This window comes from Candidatus Nitrososphaera gargensis Ga9.2 (assembly GCF_000303155.1).
Classification (GTDB): domain Archaea; phylum Thermoproteota; class Nitrososphaeria; order Nitrososphaerales; family Nitrososphaeraceae; genus Nitrososphaera; species Nitrososphaera gargensis.
On record NC_018719.1, the window covers coordinates 376,486 to 400,760 of the forward strand.

Consider the following 24,275-nt stretch of genomic DNA (forward strand, 5'->3'; position numbering starts at 1 on the left):
TTTTGTTGCGCAAGGAAGAGATCCTATCGCTGCTCAAGCCTGCCATCATCTCGGACAGGCCGTACCTGCCGGCGGACGCGGCTTCTGCCACTCCGGCGGCGGTGCTTGTGATAATCCACTACCACAAAGAAGAAGACAGCCCGCATGTGTTTTTGACAAAGCGCAGCTCCAACCTGAAATCGCACAGAGGCGAGATCTCTTTTCCCGGCGGCAGGTACATCGAAAGCGACGGCACGCTACTTGCCACCGCGCTGCGGGAGACGGAGGAGGAAGTCGGGATCGCGTTCACGCCCGAGCAGGTGGCCGGCAGCCTGCGTGCAGTGCACACCATGACTTCGAATCACTTTATCGTGCCCTTTGTGACAGTGCAGGACATACTGCCAAAGTACAGGACAGCAGCAAGCGAAGTCGAGGCGGTCATCGATGTGCCGCTCATTGAAACGCTCAGGAGCATCGAGCCTGACACAGAACACTATGGGCTTGCCCAGGACGCATTCAAGTTCACCTACGGCAACAACGTGATATGGGGCGCGACTGCAAGGATCCTGAAGCAACTGCACGGCTTGCTAATCGACAGGTAATAACTGCCCCATGTGCGCGCATGTTTCTCATGGAGAATATGATGTGTGGAAAAAATGGTGCACAATGCACCATTTCACGCACGAAAAATGCTACAATTTACGTGCATGCGTTCTTTCAGTCCAGAAAGTGATTAGTTCTTTTATACTGTGATTTACTCATCAGACCGTCGTAAGGACTTCATCGCTTTCGCTCCCATGGATAACAGGTCATCATTTGAGCGGCAATCGTTCGCGCTTGCAACTTATATAGAGATAGCGGGCCCGGTGGGCTTCGATCCCACGACAACTGGCTCCGGAGGCTTGTGCTCTCCCTTTTTTGCAAAAGAAGAACAGCACCCTGTCCTGACTAGGCAAGGCGCGCGCCACCATCGTTTCTATGCGAATTCCTTATATACTAAAATGTGGTTAGTATTAGTAACCACTGGTAAGTAGTGGTAAGCACAACAAACTAAAAAGGATGACTGAGTCCGACAGCAGCAACTCTGCTTTTTTGGTCCAAAACAAGTCGACCAGTCGCCAGCAGCAGAAGAAGAAAAAAGAAAAAGAAGTGATAGACGCTGCAGCACTTGAGCAAAAGATCCAGCAGGCGGCAGGGCTCCAGCCGGGCCACGTGATAAAGGCGCTCAAAAGCCTGACGCCGGAAAACACGTCGATTCTATGCGACTACATCATAGCAGAGCAGTCCACGATAAACATCTCTGAAGTAACCAAGACATCCAAGATTTTGCATCTGGCCTACCTGCCAAAGCACTGCGGGAACAAGTCGTTTAGGGAAATGACTGCTTCAGACATCCAAGCCTACCTTGACTCTGGGCGCAAAAGCGAAGAAGAGGACCCGCTGCACAAGTGGATCGGATACTACAACAGCAAGGTAAAGGAGATACGCAAGTTCTTCAAGTGGCTGTACCAGTCTGAAAAGCCTCAGGAAGAGCGAGAGCTTCCTGCCTTTCTAACCCATATACGCAAGCTGAGGCGAAAAGAAGCCTCGATATACACACCTTTTGACCTGTGGACAAGAGACGACATTGCCATTTTTTTGAAGTACTGCCCGGTCAAAAGGGACAGATGCTATGTAGCAATGGCTGCAGAAGACACGGGCTGCAGGCCGCACGAACTTCTAAAACTGAAAATAAAGGACATCATGTTCAAGGTATCTGCCAACGGCAAAAACTATGCTGAAATCGTGGTCAACAGCGGCAAGACCGGCCAGCGCCACCTTCCGCTTTTCAGCTCGCTCCCTTACATCAAAGAATGGATAGCCGACCGCCCTTTCGGCGGAAACCCTGACTCGTATCTGTTCGTAAGCCTGGCTGACCAGAATTTTGGCGAGCGCCTAAAAACACACGGCCTGTCGCAAAAGTTCTGGCGCTACTACAGAGACATCTTCTTCCCAAAGCTTTTGAAAAGCGACCAGGTGCCTGAAGAGGACAAGGCGAAAATCAGGACGCTCTTGCAGCGCAAATGGAACCTGTATGTCATGCGCCACACCGCACTAACTAGGGCGGCCAGGCTGCTAAAGGACGGCGCGACACTAAGAGAGCACGCTGGATGGTCCTTGAATTCCAAGATGCCCATGACTTATATCCACTGGTTCAACAACGAAAGCGGCGAAAGCCTGCTTCAGGCCTGGGGCGTCGAGACCAAAGCAAAAGGCGAGGAAGAAAAGCTGGTGCCAAAGGTATGTCCGGAATGCATGGCCAGCAACAGGCCGGACGCGCTTTCTTGCTACAACTGCAAGCAGGTACTGACAAGGGAGTCCTATTTGGAAGCAAAGAACTTTGAGCAGACAATGAAGGCGCAGGTAAGCAACTTGGAGAAGGAAATACAGGAGATCAGAAAGGCCGTTGGAGGAATAAAGACCGACGCCGGCAGCAGCAGTAGTAGTAGTGGCGGCGATGGCAGCGACGAGTAAACCGAAGTTATTTAAGTGATTGAAGAAACAAGGTTTGGGAGGGAGGGCTCGTAGCGTAGTCAGGATATCGCGGTGGCCTCCGGAGCCGCAGATCCTGGGTTCGAATCCCAGCGAGCCCGCTACCTTTTTTCTTTCTATTGGAACAGCGGCTTGATTGATCTCTTTTAGCTTTTGCTTGGTTTCTTTATCTGCAGCCTTGAAACTTCTGGCTGCAGGAGCGCAAACATTACGTGGTTACAGTTATGAGACTTGTCAAGCTGGCAGTAAAGCTTGTTGTCGTTTAGAAATACTTCGGCAATCTTGTTGTCCTTTTCGTCCTTTATGTACATGCAATTTAAATTGTCTTGGTCCAAGCCCAGCTTGATCATCCTAGGAGCTATTATCTCTTGGAACCGTTCAGTCTCTACGATGTCTGCAAGCAGGTCGTTTAGAAAGTTGGTAAAGTCCGGAGCCTTGCGCTTGCTTGATTTCCAATACCGTTCAAGCTTTGGCACAAGCTCTGGCCTTAAGAATACGGCTTTTCGATGCCCACGTGGGTCCTTTGTAGGCGACAATCCTATCTAAGCCTCGCTTAGCATTGCTTACCGATAATTATTATTTAAAGTTTTACGATATTATTATTCGGATTCGCCTCAAACCAATTTTGTATTTAAACTTATCATCACTTAGCGATACTTATTAACGCGAACCAGCCATAATCAAAATGAAGGTGTAATGGGACAGCGGAATTTTCTTCTAGCACAATGGGAGGAGGCGCTTTGCTGGATGGGTAGCAGGAACAATACCTCGGTCACGATATCCAAGATGCGCAAGAACGGACTGGAGCTTCGGACGGCTCAGGAACGGGCTAGAACTGGCTATTACGGCCTGTCGGTGGCGGGTTATTTGGACAAGCTTCTGAGCGAAGCAAGACTTTCCAGTCCGTAAGAATAGGGTCGAGCATCAGTCCGCAGGAGATTGAATTTAGCGAGGAAACATTCCTCTTACAGGCACGGTTTGCACATGAACTAGTTGGTACAGTCAAGCCGCCGGGACCTGAACTCTTAGGTGGAGGACCAAGCGAAGGAGGAACGGGTCGAAAAGGTGGCGAAGAAAAGCCAAAACCAACCATACAGATGGCTTATAGCGTCGTAAAAGTTGCTGCTGACATGGATTGGAAGAAATGGGTTGAATTTTATGATGGTGTCATTCAGCCACTAGTAAATGCAGGTGCAAGAATCAAAATCAATATCGAGCTAACTGGCTCATCGGAAACCGGAATACCAAAAAATACTGTAGATCTTGTGATAAAGGAGAATCTGTCCCAATATGGGATTACCGCACGTATTGAGCCAAAGACATCTAATCCAGAGTGACAAGCCTCCTAACCTATCGTCACAATTATTAGCAGCGAAATACTATCTCTCACTACAAAGCGATTGAGCCATTCCATTGAGCATTTACCACATTGTCATGCCATTTTCTATGGTATTCCTCGTGCTCGGTATGGATGGGCACAAGGCTTTTCGCATCGGTCCCTTCTATGACTTTCTTTATCTGGTCGCCTGAGCCGTGCCCGGAAACATGGGTGTGGATCCAATCCTTTTCGCTCGTTATTAATCCAAAATGCTCAATCCATCTCTTCACTCGCTCTTCTTTTAGCTCCATTTCGTCGTCAAACGGCTCCGTCTGCGACCTGATGTAGCTGGATCCTTCAATCGGCCTTACGTCAATTAGTTGCTGCAGCTGATAGTCGTTGCAGTAAAAGATGTAATTCTTTTGCTTGCCGGAAACATCGCGATAATTGACGGCGTTGCCATAGTCGACAAATTCCCTTTCCCAAACGTCATAATCCTGCAGCAGCTGCTTTTCAGTCCAGTATCTGCTGATGTCGTCTCTGCCAACTAACCCCCATGACTTTCTTGGCAGGTATACCTTGATTCTCTTGTCATCCGGCTTTGGAAAGACATTCTTCCATTGATCCGATGTTTGAAACAACTTCAGCAGGTACGCTTGCTTTAGGTCAATAACCAAATCTCTTTCAGACTCTTTGGCGGCATTGTAAAATGACAGTAGCCTATCCAGGTCGCGAGTTGGGTATGTGCATACGACAAGGCCCTTTGTTTTGTTCACTATTGTCTTGACGTCCTGCTCTACGCTAAACTCTGTAGCGGAAAATGTCTCCTCAACCCTTGTCCCCTCACATAAAAGAACGTCAATGTCAGAGTTGCCACACCGCTCTACAAATCGCTCTGTATCACTCGCCCTTCTTCCGTGATATCGGATATCGGCAGTATAGCCAATTGAGCCCTTTGACGTATGCAGAATGATCCCTGTAACGCCGGGCAGCGAGTGGTCAACTGCCAGCGGCTCGACCTCTATAGAGTCAATTGAAAACTTTTTTGCGTTTTCAAATACGGAAATCTTTCTTGGTTCCTGATAATCCTCGCCCTTGCCCCGGCTCATCTCGCCCTTTTTGTTTTCATAAATGCGGAAATTGTGTTTGAATGTCAGATAATCATCTTTGCCGCCCGTATCCTCTATTCCTTGCAGTATCAATTTTGTAGCTTCAGAGCAGTAAACTGGGATGTCAGGCCGCAGATAATGAATGTATGCAGCATGGTCCACATGGGCATGGGTCAACACCAGCGCGTCAAAAGCAGTCTCTTCCTTCCCGCCAAAGCCCATATGCTTGGCGTAATCCTGTCTATACAGCCCCTTTAGCTTGGGCAACAATCCAAACTCAAACAAGTCGCCCATGCCGTTGAGCGCCCTAGGCTTTAGAAATTCAGAAAAGTAGTCGTTTACCTTGCCCATCTGCATTCCAAAGTCCAAAAAGATTCGAGTTCCCTTGTCCTCGACCAAGAACTTGTTACCCCCTATCTCGTGGATGCCGCCATAGAAGGTTATCTTGGTGTCCTTGGTCAAGCATCAATGGTAATGGGTGCTTGCTTATTAGTTTGGCCGCTGCTCGAAAACAACGACGATTAGCGTACAAAATATTTGAAACTGAGGCAAAGCAGCTAAAAAACACGCACAAAATAATGGGAATTATTAGCTAATTTTCGTCGTATTAAAATATAACTATTCCAGATAAGAGATACTATCTAGAGATATGCCGCTTCAAGGATTGACCGGAAAGCACACATTTGAGAGTTTCTTGGTTAAAGTACACCATAGAGACACAAATGAAGAGATCCGCATCCTTGCATATGTATCAAACCTGACGCCTGAAAGGCTGTTTGACTCTATGAAGAGATTTCCAACTTTCCATGTTACCGAGCTGGGCGAGATAGTAGAAGTAAGGATCGAACGGTCATCTGATTCTGAGTCCAAGCCAAGAGAAGAAGAATCAAGCGACTCTGAAACTGTATCAGCACAAACCTCAACAACCTCCACGTACTACTGCCACTTTAACCGCAGAAGGGGTCTACTGCTATGCTTTACCACCGACACACTGGAAGAAGCGGGTAGAACAATGGACAGATTTGTCAACCATACAAATGGCATATTTCCGCTATGGATACATCCCATCACATTTGACAAGATCCGCCGGGAGATTCAAAGCAAAAATCCGGACTCTATCATTAGCGAATTCCATGCTCACCGATACAAAATGGACGGAGAGGACGTCATTAGACCGAATTACGAAGAGCGATACTTCAAGTACATGGCAGATGACGGAAGATTCACGCTAGACGAGCTGAGCAAAGCATACGGAGTTCTGCCGACTTCAATCCTATTCAACATACTAAATGTCTGCAAATTCAGGATTACGAACATGGGAAGGTTTGCGTTCGCTCATGGCGACCTTGACTTTCTCTTTAATATAATCAACGAGGTATTGGCCAAAGTTCTAGAGACAAAGGCGCTTATCGAAAAGGCAAAGATCGAATTTATCCCTGTCAACATGGGCAGGAAGGAGGTAAAGCTGCCAAAGGTAATTCCCGTAGACATTGTATTTAGCCGTGAAATTGACTTCAGCGAAGTAGAAAGACTTGTTGACAATATGTCAGGAGAGGATTTCAACTTTGAGATATTCGACATGCTGCTGATGCCTGGCAGCATCCACCTAAGCGGGACCATAGTTGACAGGAACAAGAATATTGGATTTAACATAACCGGCAACTCGGAGAAGATAACTCTAAGCCCAAGGAAAGACACTAACTTTGATTCAATGATGCAATTCTACAAAATGATAACTGAGCGACTGGACCTCAAAGCAGAGATTAGAGCAAGTACTATTCCCTAGGATGGAATGCTGCACCGATGTCCTCGGAAGATTTCAGCAAATACCGAGAAAAGCTTGCAAAAGACCAGCGAACTATTTTAGATAACCTTCTTCAAAAACACTCTGCAGAGTGCAAAAAGTCCTTTTTAAATGAAATACAGCGGGATCAGGTGCATAGCATGATTGTAAACATGTGCGCATCTGCATTCTCCGAAAGCGGGCCGCTGACATCCACTGGATATCACTTCATTACAGTTGATCCGCTCTACAGGTATAGAGGAGAGAGAGGGCAACAAGATCTTTGACCTTGTAATCTACAATAGGGAATCAAAGAGGGCAATCATGATTGAATGCAAATCATCGATAGGCGACGCACGCAAGAGTGTTTTGACGCCCCTTGCAGATCAGATTAAAAATGTTCAAGACTACAAAAAGGAATTAGAGGATGAAATTGGGGGCGAAATTGCAGACATCGAATATGTAATCTGCGGCCTTTCACAAGATATTGAGGAAGTAGGCAAGGCTTTGCAGGATAATAATGAGCCTGTTTGCCTTTGGACTGTCGACCTGTTCCGCTTCACGCTGAAACTATTCAATTTAACAGGTTCCGCCGACGGGGAACAGACAGGAAAGCTCATCAGGAAAGGACAGCTGCACAGGGATGAAAAGCTGAGAAAGAGCCTATTTGAAAAGACAGAATCTCGGGGACAAATTGAAGGCTTCAAAATAGCTCCTACGTCGCATATATGCAGGATGCTGTCGCGAGTTTTTGAGCGGATAATACAAGAGGTGATTCTTACAAATACCAGACAAGAAAAAAGGTTCTGGCTGCATGAGCTGGTTCAGATGACTCAGAAGGAATTGCCAAAATTGCAGGCTGAAGACGTGCAGCGGATCACAAAAGAATTGTATGAATTGGCACTCCAGCTGAAGATAATAGAGGTCGAAAAATCACTGGATAAAGAAAATGACATGGCATTTATCTTGAAAATTGGCGCTCGCTCTGCAAGGACACTTGAAAAAGAAATCAATGAAAGATACGCTGAGGAAAAATGCAGGGATAGATCGCCTGCACTGGCATTGAAAGAGTTCGAGGAATTCCTAAAGAGCAACATTGGCTCGCTTGATTATCATCTTTCAAGAGCGGCAGCGGAGCAAGAACCTAGCAAAGCTCCCGACGATAATAAAGCAAAATAAAAGTTTTCATAGATTTGGCATTGTTGTCGAGATACTTCTATATGATAATACAGAAATTTTTACTTGTTGCACACATAATGTGATTAAGCATAAATATTGCAAATGAGTAAGTAATGTTGTACTCAGATCTAATATAAAGCATCAACAATTGCCTTCAGCTAGGCTCTATCAATAGAAGCGCAATCTGGATGCTTTCTCTGGGGTGAGAACAGCAATGAAAGCAAATGTTGTACATATGGACTTGAACCCGTGTGGAGGGGCCGAGCAGGTAGCTATTGCCACAATTCAAGCGCTGGTTGAAATGGATATTGATGTCGAGCTTACCACTGCAAGAATTCCAGATATCTCCCGGCTCAAGAAGGCGTTCGGCTCTGAAAGAATAGACGCATTTTATCATCGCATAAGACGACTAAATCTATTCCATAGGCTGCCTGTTGAAAGCAAGGATCGTGATGCGGCTGACGATGAAGTAGTCACCATAAATACGCATGGAGACATGCTGCCATACTACCTTTCCACCTTTTCAAGCTCAAATGCTATTACTTACTGCCACTATCCGCTAGTGACAGAGTTCAGCAGAGTACATGACCTTGCTTACCTCCAGTATCTGAGGGATCTTGGATTGATAAAGATGGACGGGGCGAGGGCGGGCAGCAATAACGACATGCGCTCCAGGACACAAAATAGTGTATCTCGTCTCTGGCAAGAACTCGAAGAAAGCTATCTGGCAATGCTAAAACATTCTACCATTGTAACGAATTCCACCTTTAGCAGAGATGCGATTCTAAAAGTACTTTCAAGAGCACCTTATGGCAATAACAACATAGCAGCCACCCGCTCTATGGCCGATCCAATAGTCATTCCACCGCCTGTTAATGTTGAAGAGTTTCGCAGAGCTGCATTGTATTCCAGGGAAAGGGACAATTTCATAGTTGTCATATCAAGGTTCAATCCAAGCAAGAAATTGGAAAATGCCATAGCTCTAGCTCACGTGCTAAAGAAGCTAAAGATTGGCAAAAAGATGATAATAGTTGGAGGGCTAATGCCAGAAGACAGAAACTACCACGATCATATTCTAAGAATGATAAAAAGTTGTGATTTGTCCGATTACATAGCACTTGAGGTCAATGCGACATCTGATATCCTCAAATCGATTATGCGTAAAGCAAAGGTTTACTTTCATCCTATGCCCGGCGAGCCATTTGGAATCTCTATAGCGGAAGCTATGAGCGCTGGCTTGATTCCGATCGTACCAGACATCGGAGGTCACACAGACTTTGTACCAGAAAAATATCGATTTAGCTCCTTAGAAGATGCCGCAATGAAGATATCATCGGCTCTCAATGCTTCGCAGGAAGAGAGGGAGAAGGTCAGCGACATAGTTTCTCCATTCTCTTTTGATAGATACATTGAAAGTATCCAAGGAATAATCGGCGCTATCTTGTCGAAAGAGCAGGTTCGACACAAGACAGATCTTGATGCTTACCAAAAAGCAAGGCAAGACTTTCACGGGACCGCTGCTGCCTAAAAGAAATATGTTTATTCCCTGAGGCAGGCGTTGTCTTCAAATAAAAAAGAGAGAGCCTGACTATCGCGTCTGCGCCTGTCCTATTGTTTGACGGATTCTTGCGGCAGTCCTGTCTCCTGCAGCCCAAAGTTCATTCTTTATTTTCTGTATCATTTCTTGTCTGAGATTCTCTAGTCTGCGCCTAGCTTCCATATAGAACTGTTCTATGGCTTGGGCCGATGTTCTTGGTAATGAGAGTGTTGTTGCGAGCAATTTCTCTGCCCTCCTTGATTGCTCGGTATTTATTATTGAAGGATCAGATATTAGAAACTTACTCACCTGGTGTGATTAACGTATATATCTGGCTGTCTAAATTCTAAGATCGGTGAGGTAGCAAAATGCTTCGTCTTGAGCAAATGACTCCAAAGAAGAAGCGGATTACTACCGTCGCAATCGCAGGCGCTGCGTCAATAGCGCTGGCAGCAATTGCCATGATGGCGTATCCTGTCAGCTATCAGGCCATCGTCAATGGATTTTCATACGTAGTTGAGGGTGTGTCAGGGATATTCGCAATGCTGTCAGAAAATGTTAGAAACGCAGTTGCATCAGCGCAGAGCCTGCTAGAAGGGCAAGTTATGTAGAACAAACCACCGTCTTACTTCCCTTTTATTTTCTTTAACGCTGATTGGACAAATCTTCAGCTGTAATTATGGACAAAGGAAGGCTAATAAAACTTAAATTCCTTGTTACACACATTATGTTAGCGACCATATGGTGAGAGCTGTATATGCGCGGGACCGTTACGACTGATGAATGGTCAGAAAGGAATACCCGGCAACGAACCAGCAGGAGGCCATCTCCATATCCTTCGCTTGACCGCTACGGAAGGAAACCTGAAATATTCTTTTGCAGGAACTGCGTAATCTACATAGACAACCCGGTAGTTGCGGAAAAACACAGCGTGGCAACAGGCCACATTGTCGACGAGACATTCCCATAAACTTTTTTTACGTTCCCACAGTAAATCAATAAATAATTCTTTGAGGTAATTTGCGGTAGAGGGGTGGTAGCTTGTGATGACGACCTCTTACGGCTACTTTAAAGATCATGAAGACCTCGGCTACAAGTTTCGAACAGGCAGAATGTCTCTGGCAGACATTCGTAAGGGAATCAGAAGTATCATGTCAAGGTTTGTCTGCTATTCGTGCGGGGCAATCCTGGTCAACGAGCAGGATAGGATGACACATTCCGAACATAACCGCCAAGTGTGACGAGTATAATCTTGGTCTATCAAATTTTTTCAATTGCAAACCATACGCATTAGAAATAAAAAATTGGAGAATTGCGGATCTTTTTCTCACAGGAACTCTGCCACCATTTCCAAACATGCAAAGCCAAGCGTGTAAAAGAACATCTTGTTCTTTAGCGTCGAAATAATCTCCTTCTTACTGCTCCATAGGAGAAATACGCACATTTGGAGTGCGGGATAGCCTGACGTTCCAAGAGAATTTAGTATAGCCATTATGATATTGTCCATCTGCGAAGGCATATCCTATCATTCTCTCTATCAATTTCCTACAGTGATGATCTATAATGCTGAACTGCAATATATGGTCAATTGCAATAATTCTTGGAAGGCTCTCTGACAATTCTATTAAGAACGAAAATCTGCTATTGAAACTTAATACAGATTTTTCTTTCTCTTCTTAAAAGCACAGTATCAGAAATTGGCATTTTTTTCTCTGACAGAAGAATCCTACCGGGGCTGGCAAACGAATTGTGTCAGCAGCTTAGCTGACCGTGCAAATCTTGGTGTTAATGTTACTCACACTCAGTGAGCAATGAATATATTTTAGATCAGGTTTTATGATGACAGGTGATGCTGAATGAGCGCAGCAACAACCAGATATTTCAATAAAGGTGTAATGACTTTAGATGCTCCTCATATAGGATGGGTAGTAAGAGAAACCAATGACAAGATTGTAGTTTTCGGAGAAGGCGATGACAGGTTTGACATTCCAAAGGACAAGATTAGGTTTGCCAGCAGAAATGTCCTGATAGACCTGCCGTTCTATGAGATAGTAAGGCAATACAAGGTCAGCAGAGACGAACCTCTACCGACTGATGTTGCACCCATATCGCCCTGGCCAAAAGAGTGGCCACCAGATGTTGACCTTGCGACTTATGAGGGCCGCTATCCAAACTCGCTCTTTAACAAGGGTGTAAGAACGCAGGATGAAGAGCACGTTGGACATGTAATGAAAGAGACTGACGATATGATCGTCATTTGGGGCCACTATGACTGGCGGTTTGACGTCCCCAAGTCAAGGATAATCGCCGTTGGGAGGAACGTCATTCTGGGCATGAACTATCCAGAGGTATTCCAGTACAGAGTTGACAGGAATGCGCCGCTGCCTACAGGAGAATCCGTAGAGAAGCTGGGAGATGAGCAAGGGGAGATAGGAAAGCAACGGCAACCCGGTGCTGCCAGCACATCAGAAGCCCAGTAGAACAACGATAAAGCCGGCCGGCCATGACCCTACAACAACGACAAACTATTGCAAGCGGTCTTACCAAACGAGTGGGGGATGTTGCCGAACCTGATTTCATTTGCTTGCCGGAGGACATGCTGGTCGGCGAGGCAGTAAAGGTGATGCGGGACAAAGATGTTTCTAGCATTTTGGTGTCAAAGCCCGATAAGAAAGTCATTGTACTTGATGATGCATCTCCTGCGCCCTCCACTGTTTCTTTGTCGCATAAGAAACAGTACGTCGGCATTCTTACAGAAAGGGACATATTATATAGAGTGTTGGCAGAAAACAGGGGACCCTACAAGGTAACCCTCGGCCGAATCATGAGTTCTCCCCTTGTAACAATTAGTGAAGATGCTTCTGTTAGAGATGCCATAGGTTTGATGGAGTCAAAGCGGATCAGGAGACTTCCAGTTGTAAACAGTCGAGACGAAGTGATTGGCCTTGTAACCCTAAAGACAGTGATAGGCAACATGCCCAGCCACAACATCAACTTGGCAGAGCTAGAATCTTCACGTTCGGTGGCCGAAAAAGAAGCGGTGTGTCCATATTGCAGGTCAGTGATAAGACAAGACAGCACTATGGCAGAGCACATATCAGGCACCCATATGCAAAAGCAAACACAATAAGGACCTGAGTTTAGGTCTTTATCAGCCTGAACAATAACCTGACATATGTTCTCCCCCACCGCATGCCCTAAAGGTTCAGATATATCGATATATTGATGCGAACGCTTTTTAGATTTCAAGGAAATAGATGTATCAGTTCTTGCAGTAGTCAGACAGCTTTAGGTCCCTTTCCTCGCCCTTGTCTGTCTTGATAACAATATGGTGCTCATTGCCATATTTGTGAAAGTCGGTTACTGTTCCTTCTACCCCATCCTTGCACTGTATCCTATCTCCTATGCATATAGCGGCCATATACCATAAATCGCCTCCACTATATACAGCTGCCAATTTTCAAATTTATTGCTTACTCACTGCCTGTGACTAAGTATAAATCGTTCCTGTGTGCACCTATCTCTAGGTGAAAAAATGATATGGTAAAGATGATAAAAGAGGAGGTGAGAGTCCACAAAACGTCTCGGCCAAAATTTGAATGCACTAGGTGCCATAGGGCCTACCCGAGCACTCTTGATCTAGAGGAGCACATCAAATACGACCATCCAGCCAGCACAACTGTTGCTGGCTGATATTTTTCTCTTTTTCTGCATGAATCATCTGGCCCGCGCATTTCAGAAATTCGTTCCTTGATAGTCGCCCTAGAATTAGAAATAAATACCAGTCACACACATATTGTGACCAACCATATAGAGGTGAGTATCTAGGAAATGCCAGAATCGCTTTGTAGGGCATGTGGATCGGAACTTGGGATTGTAGAATTGTGCGAAGGATGCAACGAACCAGTTCGCTGGAGGTGCGACAGCTGCCTAAGAGAAAGAGACTCGCCGCACATGCATAGGGCACTGGTGCAGTATGTCCTTGCAAGATAAGCTCTTCTACATCCATCATTATATTGGACAAAAAATTTTTATTTTGAATTTTAGTATTATGGATTTGGAGGTCGGTTGCATATGATGTTGAAGAATAGAATGTCACGTGCAATTACTAGCTGGCTGCCTCTAAGCGCAGTGGCCGCAGGAATAGCAATAATGGCAGGTTCACTTTTGAATCTGCCAGTGGCAAACACAGTCACCGCAGCTGTAGCGGGCGCCGCCATGACCTTCTCTGCGTTTCTAATGAGGTCGTACGGCAAGGAAAAGGAAGAAAATAGCCTAGATCGGCAGGTCAGCCAGCAAATCTAACTTCAAGATTAAAATAATAATCTCTATTTCTTTTTGCTCTTTACTCGATTCAAGTAGATTTGATCATAGTAGAATGAAAAAATAAATAACATATTTTATGGATCATATTCAGAGTATATCCCACGATGTCTCGCAAGCCAACAGGTACAACTACTCGTAAGAATACGAGCATTAGCGAGATAATGAGTGATAGGCTGGAGACCATCAACCTGCTAGGTAGCGCCAAGGACGCTGCTATCATGATGACAAACAGAAATGTCAGCTCGCTTTTGGTTGTTGACGATGATCGCAAGGCCGTGGGAATAATAACTGAGCGAGATCTGGTAAGGCGAGTTTGTACTAAAGACATACCGAGCCGTCTTGTGACTATTCAAAATGTCATATCTGCACCACTCAAGACAGTGCCGGCAAAGACTCCTATTGACAAAGTCGCAGATATCATGGTCAGGAACAAAATCCGCCATGTTGTAGTTGTTACAGATGAAGCAGATAAACAAGAGCCAGTCGGCATTGTCAGTGCAACAGATATCGTCGCATTTGTCAGGGAGAACAGCGAAACAATGGCCCAGATAACTAGAGAGGTCATGGAAGCCCTAGAAAGAGAAGCAGCATAAAACAACAGGTAGACTGGAGGCTGTGTGGCCAAGCTTTACATGTTTTTGTCTGTTATTATCCTATTATACCGCAGATGCTACTATGCGGCCAGAGTAACCTCTTCTGGTTTTCCTTCCCTTCCGGGCATGATAACATTTGCGCCCTTGTGTGGATAGGTCAAAAGGTGCGTCTGCCAGTCTCCTTCTGAATCGCAACCATAGCCATGAGCTTTACACCAATAATTGCACATGGTAATTTATCGATCGAATTTTGAATTTTTAACAATTACGGTCTATTGCTGCGGGTCTGAGTAGTGCATTTATTGACTTGTTTGATTTTTTGAGGGCAGATATACTATCTTGCAAAGCAGGGCATTTCAGCGTTATTTATGAATCCGTTAACAAAACACCTAAATGAATTAGAATATCCTTTATGCTTCAGTTGCAGTTGCAATCTGCGATATATTTGCAAACATCTCTCTTATCGTTAGTGGCATGTTCGCTATATGTAGAGAAATAGCCTCGCTAACACACTTGTAACCTTTGGCGTCCGGGACTTCGATTTCTATTGGCGCATAACCGTTGATATCCCATAATCGCGTAGCTAAATGAATTGGTTTTTGAAGGCAATACGCAACGTCGTTTCTGCCCTCTTGCTCGTTCTTTTCAACAACCGTTTTTACATCTTCAGTATACAATTGGTTTGCCGTCTCAATTATTGTATCAACCCAGTAGAGCAGAAATTCTCGGTTATAACCCCATACCAGCTCATCCAGCTGCTTTGGAGACTTGCCTTGGGGTCGAGCGCTGATGCGAATTCTCATCCTTGCACATATTTAGTATGTCAAAAGCTAAATTTTTGCATTGTTTTCAAGCGAAATTCGCATATCAGTAAAATAAAAGATAGAAAAAGAAGCAAGAGCTAGCCGGGCAAAGATACCTAGGTCTTAAATGCATTAGGAAATCCGCAAGAGCTTTATGCTGGAGCCGGCCGAAATTCGCACCTCTTTTTAACTCATATACCATTGGCTCCTGTTTGCTGATAAATTTGGCCTAGCTCTTTGTAGATGTATCTGTCTTGTCATTTTGATTTAAAAAGTCTAAAAGTTACTGACTGTCCATCTGAATGCGTAATTTTATTTTCGTGGTTTATAATCTTCAGCGCTTCAAAAAGATATTGAGTGGTTGCGAAGTGTGGCGGTTTTTATCTCGTTTTGAACGCTCTTTGATATTGCTGTCCTCTTCGCTCTTGCCTCGCCGCAATAAACCCGCCTATCTGGTTATATGCCTGGATAAACCTATGGCCTTTGTCAGTGGTCTTGTACGTCTGGGTAGCTCCATCATATTCCAGAAGGTCTTTTTCAACCAGCAGTACAAAGTAATGTCTGAGCTGCACATATGACAGAAACGTCCTGTACATTATCTTGGCTTTGGTACAGCCGCCGTTCGCAGCTTCTAGAATCTGTGCGGTTATGTCAGTCCTGCTTCTGTACTTCATACGATGGCAAAAATAATAATGGCATTACGGATTAATATTTCATCAAGGTGAAAAATCAGAGAGATAATAAAAGAACCGATATCATAGCCGCGATAAAATTTTAAATTGCGGAATGGAATAATAATGTACATTGCAAAAATATGCTAAACAAAAAACTGTCAAACGTCAGAATGTTGAAACTTTCTTCTTGGTGCACGGCAATTCTTGATGGTAAACAGGTAAGGGTTCGTGTAAGGCATCTTGGAAGAGGAAAATTCCAAGTTATCGAGGATGAATCAGGCACTAATAACCAGAAAATAATTGACGCTTCTGATATTATTCATTGCGATAAATGAGCCTGTTTATTGTCCTAGGACCACGGGAAAGGAAGAAAATGTTAGCCAAAGCCTTGACGCAAATTCATAGAAGCATCGCAGATACGCTGTTGCTTAGATGCGCGTCAGGTCCTTCCCAATGGCCATAAATAATTTCAATTTGGAAATATTTATTGGTTACTCACTCGTTGTAACCAACCTTTAATAAATCTTTTCACATAATTATCCATAGTCATGTGTAGGAGGTGGTTCCCTTGGAGTCAATTAAGGGCCATCACAGCCAACAACAGAAAGGGACCGATAGTTACCGCTTTCTACAGATTGAAATGCAGCTGATGAAAATAATCGAGGATTCATATTTGAACGGTAGAGGAATCATGTCAGTTGATGAATTGATAAGCGCTCTAGGCAGCTTTGATTCCTTTACGCTAAGAAGACAGATACTGACACTGGAAGGTAAAGGTCTTGTCAAGAAAAGTGAACGTGGCTATATGCTGACAGAAAAGGGAAAGCAAAAATTGCAAGACTTTTTGCAAAAAAAGTAAGAGGGACTGAATCCTTCGTGGAGCCTTAACATGTACCCCAAAGTACGGTCATGAAATAAAACATAAATAGTCCCATTACACACATATTGTTACTAACTATGTAGGTGAACAACATGTCGATGGCACCTGGACAAGTTCCTATAGTAGTTTTAAAGGAAGGGACATCAGAAACAAAGGGCAATCAGGCGCAACGCAATAACATTACCGCAGCAAAGACAATTGCAGAAATTGTCCGCACATCGCTGGGACCTCGTGGAATGGACAAGATGTTGGTAGATACCCTTGGTGACGTGACCATTACCAATGATGGCGCAACGATTCTAAAAGAGATCGATGTCCAGCATCCTGCTGCCAAGATGATGGTGGAAATCAGCAAATCCGTAGACAATGAGGTTGGCGACGGAACAACTTCAACGGTTGTTCTCGCTGGCTCACTCCTAGAAAGGGCTGAAGAGCTGATCACAAAGAACGTGCACCCGACAGTTGTGGTAGATGGATTCAAAAAGGCTGCTCAGAAGGCAATCGATACTCTTAAGGATATTGCTATGAAGGTAGACCCTGTCGACAAGGCATTTCTGAGCAAGATAGCAAGGACCTCAATGGCTTCCAAAATGGTTGCGGCAGATTCGAAAGAGTTAGCAGACATGGTCGTCTCCGCGGTTCTTGCGGTTGCTGAAAAATCCGGCGACCAGTATAAAGTAGATGTAGACAACATCAAGGTGGAAAAGAAGGCAGGTGGAGGCATACACGACACAAAGTTCATTCATGGCATAGTGCTTGACAAAGAAGTTGTGCATGGAGGGATGCCAAAGAGGATTGAAAACGCAAAGATAGCTCTGGTCAATGCGGCTCTGGAGATTGAAAAGACAGAAATGAGCGCAGAGATCCGCATCTCAGACCCGCACCAGATGCAGCAGTTCATTGACGAAGAGAACCGCATGCTGAAGGCAATGGTGGACAAGATAGCAGCTGCTGGCGCAAACGTGCTATTGTGCCAGAAGGGAATCGACGACATTGCGCAGCACTACTTGGCAAAGGCTGGGATTCTTGCGGTGCGCAGGATAAAGGAAAGCGACATGTACAAGCTGTCAAGGGCAACCGGAGCACGTGTAATCAATAACCTGGATGAGCTGACTGCAAACGACCTTGGATATGCCAAGCTGGTCGAAGAGCGCAAGGTAGAGACAGACAAGTGGGTCTTTGTTGAAGAATGCAAGAACCCCAAGTCAGTGTCCATCCTTGTGCGCGGAGGCTCGCAGAGAGTAGTTGATGAGGCGGAGAGGTCGGTGCACGACGCGATAATGGCTGTCAAGGATGTTGTCGAATATCCATATGTTCTTGTTGGCGGCGGCGCTCCAGAAGCTTTGGCATCGCTCAAGCTCAGGGAATGGGCCGCGACTCTGTCAGGAAGAGAACAGTTGGCTGCCGAGAAATTTGCAGACGGAATTGAAACCATACCTCTTGCGCTAGCGGAAAATGCAGGAATGGATCCTCTCGACACACAGGCGCAGCTGCGCTCAAAGAGCAGTACTGGAAAGGCGCGCTATGGCATTGATGTTCTCAATGGCAAGGTAGCGGATTTAGCAGCAAAGGACATCTACGAGCCCCTTGCTGTCAAGGAGCAGGTCATAAATGCTGCAACAGAAGCAGCATGCATGATACTGCGGATAGACGAGGTGATAGCCGCTTCAAAGTCAAAGGATATGCCCAAACCCGGCGGTGGCCATGGTGGCGGCAGCATGGGCGGCAGCGACATGGACATGTAAGAGAAGCATGTCCTACAATTTCTTTTTATGTCGGCAAGGTGAAAGGATAGGTGGCGCAACAAACACAGTTGGACTCGGATACAATTCTTGACATATTAGGAAACGATACCAGGAGAAAGATCTTGTCTGTACTCTCAGAGGAGCCTATGTACTTTAACCAGCTTGCGAAGGAGATAGGCATAGGACAGCAAGCCATTATTCGACACTTGCAAGCACTGGAAGATATTGGTCTCATTGAAACATATGGCAAAAAAAGCGAATTTGGAGCACCTGAAAGAAAGTACTATCGTCTCAATACCTCGTTTGTCTTAACTGTATCCCTATCCGAAGACGACTTTACAGTATCAAAGCACGAGATCAAGCAATTACGACACAAAGAGTCAAAGAAATACTATGAGAGCCTAGATTCAATCCCAGAAGAAGCCGGAGAGGCATTGTCCCTACTTAAGCAGAATCTGGCAGATATAGAAGAAGAGATTTCAACATTGGAATCTCGTCTGACTGACTTGTATGCTCTGAAGCAGGTAGTGCTACGTAAGCTTCATGAAATTGGGATGGACGGCTTTGATGCAGAAGAAAGGAGACTCCTCTACAAGATAGTAGAGCAGTCCCCAAGATCTATCGCCGATCTGGCAACCTTTATGGATGAAAAAGAGTCCAGTGTGAAGGGTCTCATAAAGGAGATGAAAGGCAAGATGGGCAAAGACAATGCGCAGCTTTTGTTTGGAAAACTGAAGTAGTGACACAACAAGACAAAATGCAGTGAGGTGAGAAAGAAGGATACTATGAGCTTCTTTCCTCAACCACCGTCATCAACAGCAGGCCAAGTCACCGCAAGCCTCAGGCAAGACCATGACATTATCAAGAAGGTCTTGAAAGCTACCGATGCTTGCATAAAATTACTAAAAGAAGGCAAGGAGATACCGCCTGCCATTTTGCTGGATACTGTCGATTTTATTACAAACTTTATCGACAGATGCCACCATGCAAAAGAAGAACAGGGACTCTTTCCGGCATTAGAAGCAACTGGCATGCCCCGGGAAAATAGTGTTATTGGCACAATGCTAAGGGAGTATGAAGAAGCCAGAAAGATTGCCGAGCATATAAAAAATGCAGTTGAATCTCATATTCAAGACAAGAGCGAAGAATCAAGGTCAAAAATAATCCAATATTGTGAAGCATACGTTAACCACATAGACAGGCACATATTGAAAGAGGATACCAGACTTTTCATAATAACAGAAAGGCGCTTAAAAGGCAAAGAAAATGATGTTAAAAAGATGGTTGATTCTGTAGAGATAGAAAAGGTTGGCGGCGCAGAAGGCAGGAAGCAATATGAAGAAAATGCAGACCGTTTCCTATCGTCTGTACGGCAGCTAGGTTCTAGCAATAATTGACAGGATATTATAAAAAAGTAATTCAATGTGAACTGTGCGATAAGACCATTTCATACAGAATTGAAGAAGGAGAAGAAAAAATAGAACCTTTCAATGTTTGTTATTACTGCAAATCGTGTTTTAAGAGATTGCAATCATTGGAGTGATATATATAAAATCGGGTTTTCTGTTGGCTGTTTCTTTGGTTACACACATCTTGTGAGTAATCAATAAATATCTCCTAGTGTATTCTATAACAGAGGTGACCTTACTATGTGGAGAGACTTCGATTTAGGATTCGGAACAACAAGAAGGCTGTTTGAAGACATTGACAGGGAATTCAGAGATGCTGAGGAGATGCTGAACAGGATGTTCAGAACCGTACGTGAGATGAACCCATCTGACATTGCTGGTACATTTCCCTACTACTATGGCTACCAGATAACCATAGGTCCAGATGGCAAGCCCCATGTAAGAGAGTTTGGCAATGTCAGACCATCAGCTAGGGGACTGGTTGAGCAGAGCGGCGTCAGAGAACCATTGGTCGACACGAAGCTGGAGGAAAAAGACAACACGCTGACCATAACCGCAGAGATGCCCGGTGTCACAAAGCAGGACATCAAGGTAAAAGTGTCACCAGAATATGTCTCAATACATGCTGAGAAAGGGGACAAGAAGTACCACACCGACATACCTGTTGATGTCGAACTGGACGACAAGTCAGCCAAAGCAACCTACTCGAACGGCATTCTGGAGCTGAAGATAAAGCTGAAGGCTCCTCCAAAGCCAAAGGAGACAGAGGTTCAGGTTGAGTAAAAGAAGGGAAGATTGTACATCCCTTAAATTTTTGTTGTGAGGTGAAAAATTGAGAAATGAAAAATGATGCTAAAGTCACATTAAAAGTAGCAGAAACAAACCCCAAGTTCGTTGGAAGGGGCATGGCACTCATAGATCCAAGAGTTATGGAAGAGATGGGTCTCTCAACAGGCGATGTTATAGAGATTACTGGCAAAAAGAAAAGCTATGTGCTTCTCTGGTCCAGCCAGAGTGAAGATTATGGCAAAGGCTTGATCAGAATTGATGGTTATACCAGAAATAACATTGGCGTTGGGATTGACGATAGTGTCTCAATTCGAAAAGTATCTGTCAAAAAGGCAGAGCAAGTAGTCCTCGCCCCAACTGAGGAGCTTAACATTGTCGGGCTTGAAGAGTACCTGCCAGAACTACTTGAAGGACGTGTAGTTGCGAAGGGCGACGTAATTCCACTCAATATCATGGGCAGGAGAATCGGCTTTGCTGTTACAAACACTTCGCCATCTGATACTGCGTCGTTGATTGACAGCAATACCAACTTTGTCATTGGAGCAGTACCAAAAGCGGCGGCAAAGGGCGTTCCACGAGTGTCCTATGAAGATATTGGCGGTCTTAGAAATGAAGTGCAGAAGGTAAGGGAGATGATAGAACTTCCGTTGCGCCATCCAGAGATCTTTGAGCGCATTGGGATCGAAGCTCCAAAAGGCGTACTCTTGCACGGTCCTCCGGGAACAGGCAAAACATTGCTTGCAAAGGCAGTAGCCAATGAGACCAATGCCGGCTTTTACTCTATTGGCGGTCCTGAAATTATGAGCAAGTTCTACGGCGAAAGCGAAGAGAGGCTCAGGCAAATATTCAAGGAAGCAGAAGAAAATGCGCCTTCGATAATATTCATCGACGAAATTGACTCGATAGCGCCAAAGAGAGAAGAAGTAAGCGGTGATGTCGAAAAGAGAGTGGTGTCGCAGCTCCTAACTTTGATGGATGGCATAAAGTCAAGGGGCAAGCTAGTTGTCATTGGCGCGACGAACAGACCAAATGCCATTGATCCTGCTCTAAGAAGACCTGGCAGATTTGATAGAGAAATAGAGATCGGCATACCGGACGAGCAAGGGCGGCTCGAGATCCTGCAAATCCATACACGAGGAATGCCATTGACTGAAGATGTTGACTTGGCGGCAATAGCCCGAGTAACGCACGGTTTTGTCGGAGCTGACCTTGAGGCATTGAGCAAAGAGGCGGCCATGCGCTCTCTGCGAAGAATACTGCCAGAAATCAATCTAGAGGAGGCTCGGATACCTGCTGAAATATTGAACAAGATTAAAGTAACAAGGCAGGACTTCGAAGAAGCGTTAAGAGATGTTCAGCCTTCTGCAATGCGGGAAGTCTTGGTCCAAAAGCCCAATGTAAAATGGGAAGACATTGGCGGTCTCGGACAGGTCAAGGAAGAGCTCGCAGAAGCAATAGAATGGCCGCTCAAGCATGCAGACTTGTTCACAGAGGCAGACGTCAGGCCCCCAAAAGGAATACTGCTGTATGGCCCGCCGGGAACTGGCAAGACAATGATAGCCAAGGCTGTCGCGACAACATCGGAGGCTAATTTCATCAGCATAAAAGGGCCTGAGCTGATAAGCAAATGGGTAGGCGAGTCAGAAAAAGGTGTAAGGGAGGTCTTTAGAAAGGCAAGGCAGGCAGCGCCATGCGTCGTGTTCTTTGACGAACTTGATGCCATTGCCCCAAGAAGAGGAGGCTCTGAAGGCGACTCGCATGTGACAGAGCGCGTCATCAGTCAGATGCTGACAGAGATGGATGGCTTGGAGGATCTGAAAGGTGTAGTAGTAATTGGCGCGACGAATAGGCCAGACATCATCGACGAGGCATTGCTCCGTCCCGGGAGGTTCGACAGGATACTTGAAGTTCCAATTCCAGATAAAGAAACAAGGAAGCAGATATTCCAAGTGCATACAAGAAGGAAGCCGCTCGATTCTGATGTTAACCTAGACAAACTGGTTGAAATGACAGAAGGCATGACAGGAGCGGACATTGCAAGCATAGTCAATGCAGCAGCCATGTCTGCAATAAAGGAGCATGTCAGCAGCAAAAATGGTGGTAACAAGAAGCTAAGGATCTCGATGAAACACTTTGAATCTGCAATGGACAAAATAAAGACAGGAAGTTCAGCAGCCAGAACGAGGGGAAGCTTTCAGAACTTCCCCGGGAGCAGGTCGCTAACATAATATGACATGCAAAGGGCTGTGCGTCAGATACAAGGCACCAAAGCCGCCGGCTCATGTAGGCGGGCGATATGGGATAGGACAGAAGAGATGCCAAGTATGCAGCATGTTCATCGAGTGGAACGACCTTTGGTGCCCCTGCTGCCATTTCAGATTGAGGATAAAACCGCGTAATCCAAAATCCAAGAAAAGAATATTGCTTGCTGTTGCAGCTAACAGTAAGACAAGAAGACTAGCTAACACAAGATGATGAGCAAATTCAATGAGTGCAAAAATTACAGTTATACTGGGTATTCTTATTCTTGCCTCTGCAGCCGGCAATGTTTACCTTTACCAAAAAACTACATCCCTTGAGAACACAATTTCTCAGCTCCAAGCGACAAATGAGGAACTCAAGGATGATCTTGCTAATGCCCAGAATAATAATAACCAAAGTTCTTCTTCAATAGGATCGTCATCAACAATTACCGGAAATTTACCATCTTTCTCAGGCTCGCTTCAACAGGGCAATAACAAGCTAGCAAATATGACAAGCCAGTCAATCACGGCAGTTGCCGTCAAGGCAGTACCTGTATCTGATGGATTCTTTCAGACTGTCCGGTATCAGGGAACCGTAATGGACATAACTGTCGATATCAGAGACGGAAGAGGTCTTGTTCTAGTGAATACAGAGATACCGACAGGCGTAGACTTTCAAACATCTGCGAGAACTGCAGTCAAGGTAGCTCAATCAATGACAGGTGCAGATTTGAGTAGAAAAGATGTCATCTTTTCAATCAAGGCAAAAGGCGAGAATAGCACTGCAAGCGACCTTCAAGCTGTGGACGGTCCAAGCGCCGGCGCCGCAATGACTGTATTGCTTGCTGCAGAGCTTGGCAATAATGCAGAATTAAAGCAGGATGTGCTCATGACTGGAACGATAAACCCGGACGGAACAGTAGGCCTGGTTGGCGGTGTGCCTGAAAAAGCTGTTGCAGCCGGCCAATACGGTGCCAAGATTTTTCTAGTTCCTTCAGGTCAGGCAGTTTATAACGAGCAGACTTGTGAAAAGAGACAGGAAGGGCCTTTTATCTATCAAACCTGCAGAACCGAGCAAAAATCGCTTTCAGAGTATACAGAGAAAAACTACGGCATGAAGGTTATTGAAGTGAAGAATATCAAGGACGCATTGGCATACTTCCAATCTTGGATAAACCTGCCTAACACAATAAAATTACGACTGTAAAGAGCCCCGCCACCAGCAATGTACGAGACAGTGACGGTGGCGGAGCACCTGTGAGCGATAACGGACGAAACGGACGTCAAGTCATTACCTAACATACGCAACGGACGGAATCGCCCACAGGCATACTACAATAGCAACAAAAAATATTTTAATTTTTCGAAAGCGGCGC

Annotated in this window: 28 protein-coding genes and 1 tRNA gene; 23 read left to right on the forward strand and 6 right to left on the reverse strand. The window is 45.2% G+C overall.

Translation table 11 applies throughout. The annotated features are described in order from the left end of the window. Positions 1-5 precede the first annotated feature (5 nt). The 3 genes from NGAR_RS02325 to NGAR_RS02335 all read left to right on the forward strand — a co-directional run bounded on the left by NGAR_RS02325 (position 6) and on the right by NGAR_RS02335 (position 2,612). The gene (locus NGAR_RS02325; RefSeq protein ID WP_187147622.1) at positions 6-581 is read left to right on the forward strand and encodes an NUDIX hydrolase; all 576 of its coding nucleotides are present in this window, start codon (positions 6-8) and stop codon (positions 579-581) included. Positions 582-1,071: 490 nt separating this feature from the next. Further along, positions 1,072-2,493 carry a tyrosine-type recombinase/integrase gene (locus NGAR_RS02330; protein WP_187147623.1) on the forward strand — a complete coding sequence of 474 codons (1,422 nt, stop codon included), beginning with the start codon at positions 1,072-1,074 and terminating at the stop codon, positions 2,491-2,493. Between the two features lie 44 nt (positions 2,494-2,537). Next, a tRNA-Arg gene (locus NGAR_RS02335) sits at positions 2,538-2,612 on the forward strand. Between the two features lie 45 nt (positions 2,613-2,657). Here NGAR_RS02335 and NGAR_RS02340 read toward each other — a convergent pair. After that, positions 2,658-3,047, reverse strand: a complete 390-nt coding sequence (locus tag NGAR_RS02340; protein ID WP_148680843.1) for a hypothetical protein — start codon at positions 3,045-3,047, stop codon at positions 2,658-2,660. A 211-nt stretch (positions 3,048-3,258) separates the two neighbouring features. Between NGAR_RS02340 and NGAR_RS17080 the strand changes: the two genes are divergently transcribed. Together NGAR_RS17080 and NGAR_RS18220 are read left to right on the forward strand one after the other, a co-directional pair. Next, on the forward strand, positions 3,259-3,420 hold the full coding sequence (locus tag NGAR_RS17080) for a hypothetical protein (protein WP_187147624.1): 162 nt from the start codon (positions 3,259-3,261) through the stop codon (positions 3,418-3,420). Positions 3,421-3,608: 188 nt separating this feature from the next. Next, on the forward strand, positions 3,609-3,848 hold the full coding sequence (locus tag NGAR_RS18220) for a hypothetical protein (protein WP_015018001.1): 240 nt from the start codon (positions 3,609-3,611) through the stop codon (positions 3,846-3,848). Between the two features lie 52 nt (positions 3,849-3,900). Here NGAR_RS18220 and NGAR_RS02350 read toward each other — a convergent pair whose 3' ends face one another. Further along, entirely contained in the window at positions 3,901-5,400 is a 1,500-nt protein-coding gene (locus tag NGAR_RS02350; RefSeq protein ID WP_015018002.1) for an MBL fold metallo-hydrolase, read from the reverse strand. 202 nt (positions 5,401-5,602) lie between these two features. Here NGAR_RS02350 and NGAR_RS02355 point away from each other — a divergent pair, with 202 nt between their 5' ends. From NGAR_RS02355 to NGAR_RS02385, 7 genes are all read left to right on the forward strand, one after another. After that, positions 5,603-6,724 carry a hypothetical protein gene (locus NGAR_RS02355; RefSeq protein ID WP_228369257.1) on the forward strand — a complete coding sequence of 374 codons (1,122 nt, stop codon included), beginning with the start codon at positions 5,603-5,605 and terminating at the stop codon, positions 6,722-6,724. Positions 6,725-6,741: 17 nt separating this feature from the next. After that, on the forward strand, positions 6,742-7,008 hold the full coding sequence (locus tag NGAR_RS02360; RefSeq protein WP_148680845.1) for a hypothetical protein: 267 nt from the start codon (positions 6,742-6,744) through the stop codon (positions 7,006-7,008). Beyond that, on the forward strand, positions 6,959-7,900 hold the full coding sequence (locus tag NGAR_RS02365) for a hypothetical protein (RefSeq protein ID WP_015018004.1): 942 nt from the start codon (positions 6,959-6,961) through the stop codon (positions 7,898-7,900). Before NGAR_RS02360 ends, NGAR_RS02365 begins: the two co-directional genes overlap by 50 nt. Positions 7,901-8,114: 214 nt before the next feature. Then, on the forward strand, positions 8,115-9,428 hold the full coding sequence (locus tag NGAR_RS02370; RefSeq protein WP_148680846.1) for a glycosyltransferase: 1,314 nt from the start codon (positions 8,115-8,117) through the stop codon (positions 9,426-9,428). Between the two features lie 377 nt (positions 9,429-9,805). Further along, on the forward strand, positions 9,806-10,048 hold the full coding sequence (locus NGAR_RS02375; RefSeq protein ID WP_015018007.1) for a hypothetical protein: 243 nt from the start codon (positions 9,806-9,808) through the stop codon (positions 10,046-10,048). A 146-nt stretch (positions 10,049-10,194) separates the two neighbouring features. Further along, positions 10,195-10,407, forward strand: a complete 213-nt coding sequence (locus NGAR_RS02380; RefSeq protein WP_148680847.1) for a hypothetical protein — start codon at positions 10,195-10,197, stop codon at positions 10,405-10,407. A 76-nt stretch (positions 10,408-10,483) separates the two neighbouring features. After that, positions 10,484-10,678 (forward strand): hypothetical protein, encoded by a 195-nt coding sequence (locus NGAR_RS02385; RefSeq protein WP_148680848.1) that lies wholly within the window; start codon positions 10,484-10,486, stop codon positions 10,676-10,678. 86 nt (positions 10,679-10,764) lie between these two features. Here NGAR_RS02385 and NGAR_RS02390 read toward each other — a convergent pair whose 3' ends face one another. Beyond that, entirely contained in the window at positions 10,765-10,956 is a 192-nt protein-coding gene (locus NGAR_RS02390) for a hypothetical protein (RefSeq protein ID WP_015018008.1), read from the reverse strand. Positions 10,957-11,293: 337 nt separating this feature from the next. Between NGAR_RS02390 and NGAR_RS02395 the strand changes: the two genes are divergently transcribed. Both NGAR_RS02395 and NGAR_RS02400 read left to right on the forward strand, forming a co-directional pair. Continuing rightward, positions 11,294-11,917 (forward strand): hypothetical protein, encoded by a 624-nt coding sequence (locus NGAR_RS02395; RefSeq protein ID WP_015018009.1) that lies wholly within the window; start codon positions 11,294-11,296, stop codon positions 11,915-11,917. Between the two features lie 23 nt (positions 11,918-11,940). Further along, positions 11,941-12,567 (forward strand): CBS domain-containing protein, encoded by a 627-nt coding sequence (locus NGAR_RS02400; RefSeq protein WP_148680849.1) that lies wholly within the window; start codon positions 11,941-11,943, stop codon positions 12,565-12,567. Positions 12,568-12,699: 132 nt separating this feature from the next. On the opposite strand, the gene NGAR_RS17085 is transcribed toward NGAR_RS02400, so the two are convergent. Then, positions 12,700-12,858 (reverse strand): hypothetical protein, encoded by a 159-nt coding sequence (locus NGAR_RS17085; protein ID WP_015018011.1) that lies wholly within the window; start codon positions 12,856-12,858, stop codon positions 12,700-12,702. Between the two features lie 710 nt (positions 12,859-13,568). Between NGAR_RS17085 and NGAR_RS02405 the strand changes: the two genes are divergently transcribed. Both NGAR_RS02405 and NGAR_RS02410 read left to right on the forward strand, forming a co-directional pair. Then, entirely contained in the window at positions 13,569-13,742 is a 174-nt protein-coding gene (locus tag NGAR_RS02405; RefSeq protein WP_187147625.1) for a hypothetical protein, read from the forward strand. A gap of 125 nt (positions 13,743-13,867) precedes the next feature. Further along, complete coding sequence (locus NGAR_RS02410; RefSeq protein ID WP_015018013.1) at positions 13,868-14,356, forward strand: CBS domain-containing protein; 489 nt, start codon at positions 13,868-13,870, stop codon at positions 14,354-14,356. Positions 14,357-14,766: 410 nt separating this feature from the next. On the opposite strand, the gene NGAR_RS02415 is transcribed toward NGAR_RS02410, so the two are convergent. Both NGAR_RS02415 and NGAR_RS02420 read right to left on the reverse strand, forming a co-directional pair. Then, a complete protein-coding gene (locus NGAR_RS02415) occupies positions 14,767-15,159 on the reverse strand; it encodes a hypothetical protein (RefSeq protein ID WP_015018015.1) in 393 nt (130 codons plus the stop codon). A 380-nt stretch (positions 15,160-15,539) separates the two neighbouring features. Then, on the reverse strand, positions 15,540-15,833 hold the full coding sequence (locus NGAR_RS02420) for a winged helix-turn-helix domain-containing protein (protein WP_015018016.1): 294 nt from the start codon (positions 15,831-15,833) through the stop codon (positions 15,540-15,542). Between the two features lie 568 nt (positions 15,834-16,401). Between NGAR_RS02420 and NGAR_RS02430 the strand changes: the two genes are divergently transcribed. From NGAR_RS02430 to NGAR_RS02465, 7 genes are all read left to right on the forward strand, one after another. Further along, positions 16,402-16,692, forward strand: a complete 291-nt coding sequence (locus NGAR_RS02430; protein ID WP_148680851.1) for a hypothetical protein — start codon at positions 16,402-16,404, stop codon at positions 16,690-16,692. A 119-nt stretch (positions 16,693-16,811) separates the two neighbouring features. After that, a complete protein-coding gene (thsB, locus tag NGAR_RS02435) occupies positions 16,812-18,458 on the forward strand; it encodes a thermosome subunit beta (protein WP_228369258.1) in 1,647 nt (548 codons plus the stop codon). A gap of 50 nt (positions 18,459-18,508) precedes the next feature. Further along, positions 18,509-19,198 carry an ArsR/SmtB family transcription factor gene (locus NGAR_RS02440; RefSeq protein WP_015018020.1) on the forward strand — a complete coding sequence of 230 codons (690 nt, stop codon included), beginning with the start codon at positions 18,509-18,511 and terminating at the stop codon, positions 19,196-19,198. Between the two features lie 27 nt (positions 19,199-19,225). Then, positions 19,226-19,855 (forward strand): hemerythrin domain-containing protein, encoded by a 630-nt coding sequence (locus tag NGAR_RS02445; protein ID WP_015018021.1) that lies wholly within the window; start codon positions 19,226-19,228, stop codon positions 19,853-19,855. 252 nt (positions 19,856-20,107) lie between these two features. Further along, positions 20,108-20,650: an archaeal heat shock protein Hsp20 gene (gene hsp20 / locus NGAR_RS02450; RefSeq protein ID WP_015018022.1), complete on the forward strand. Its 543-nt coding sequence runs from the start codon at positions 20,108-20,110 to the stop codon at positions 20,648-20,650. Between the two features lie 56 nt (positions 20,651-20,706). Beyond that, positions 20,707-22,884, forward strand: coding sequence for a CDC48 family AAA ATPase (locus NGAR_RS02455; RefSeq protein WP_015018023.1), 2,178 nt, complete (start codon positions 20,707-20,709; stop codon positions 22,882-22,884). A gap of 259 nt (positions 22,885-23,143) precedes the next feature. Next, the gene (locus NGAR_RS02465; protein ID WP_015018025.1) at positions 23,144-24,106 is read left to right on the forward strand and encodes a S16 family serine protease; all 963 of its coding nucleotides are present in this window, start codon (positions 23,144-23,146) and stop codon (positions 24,104-24,106) included. Positions 24,107-24,275 lie beyond the last annotated feature (169 nt).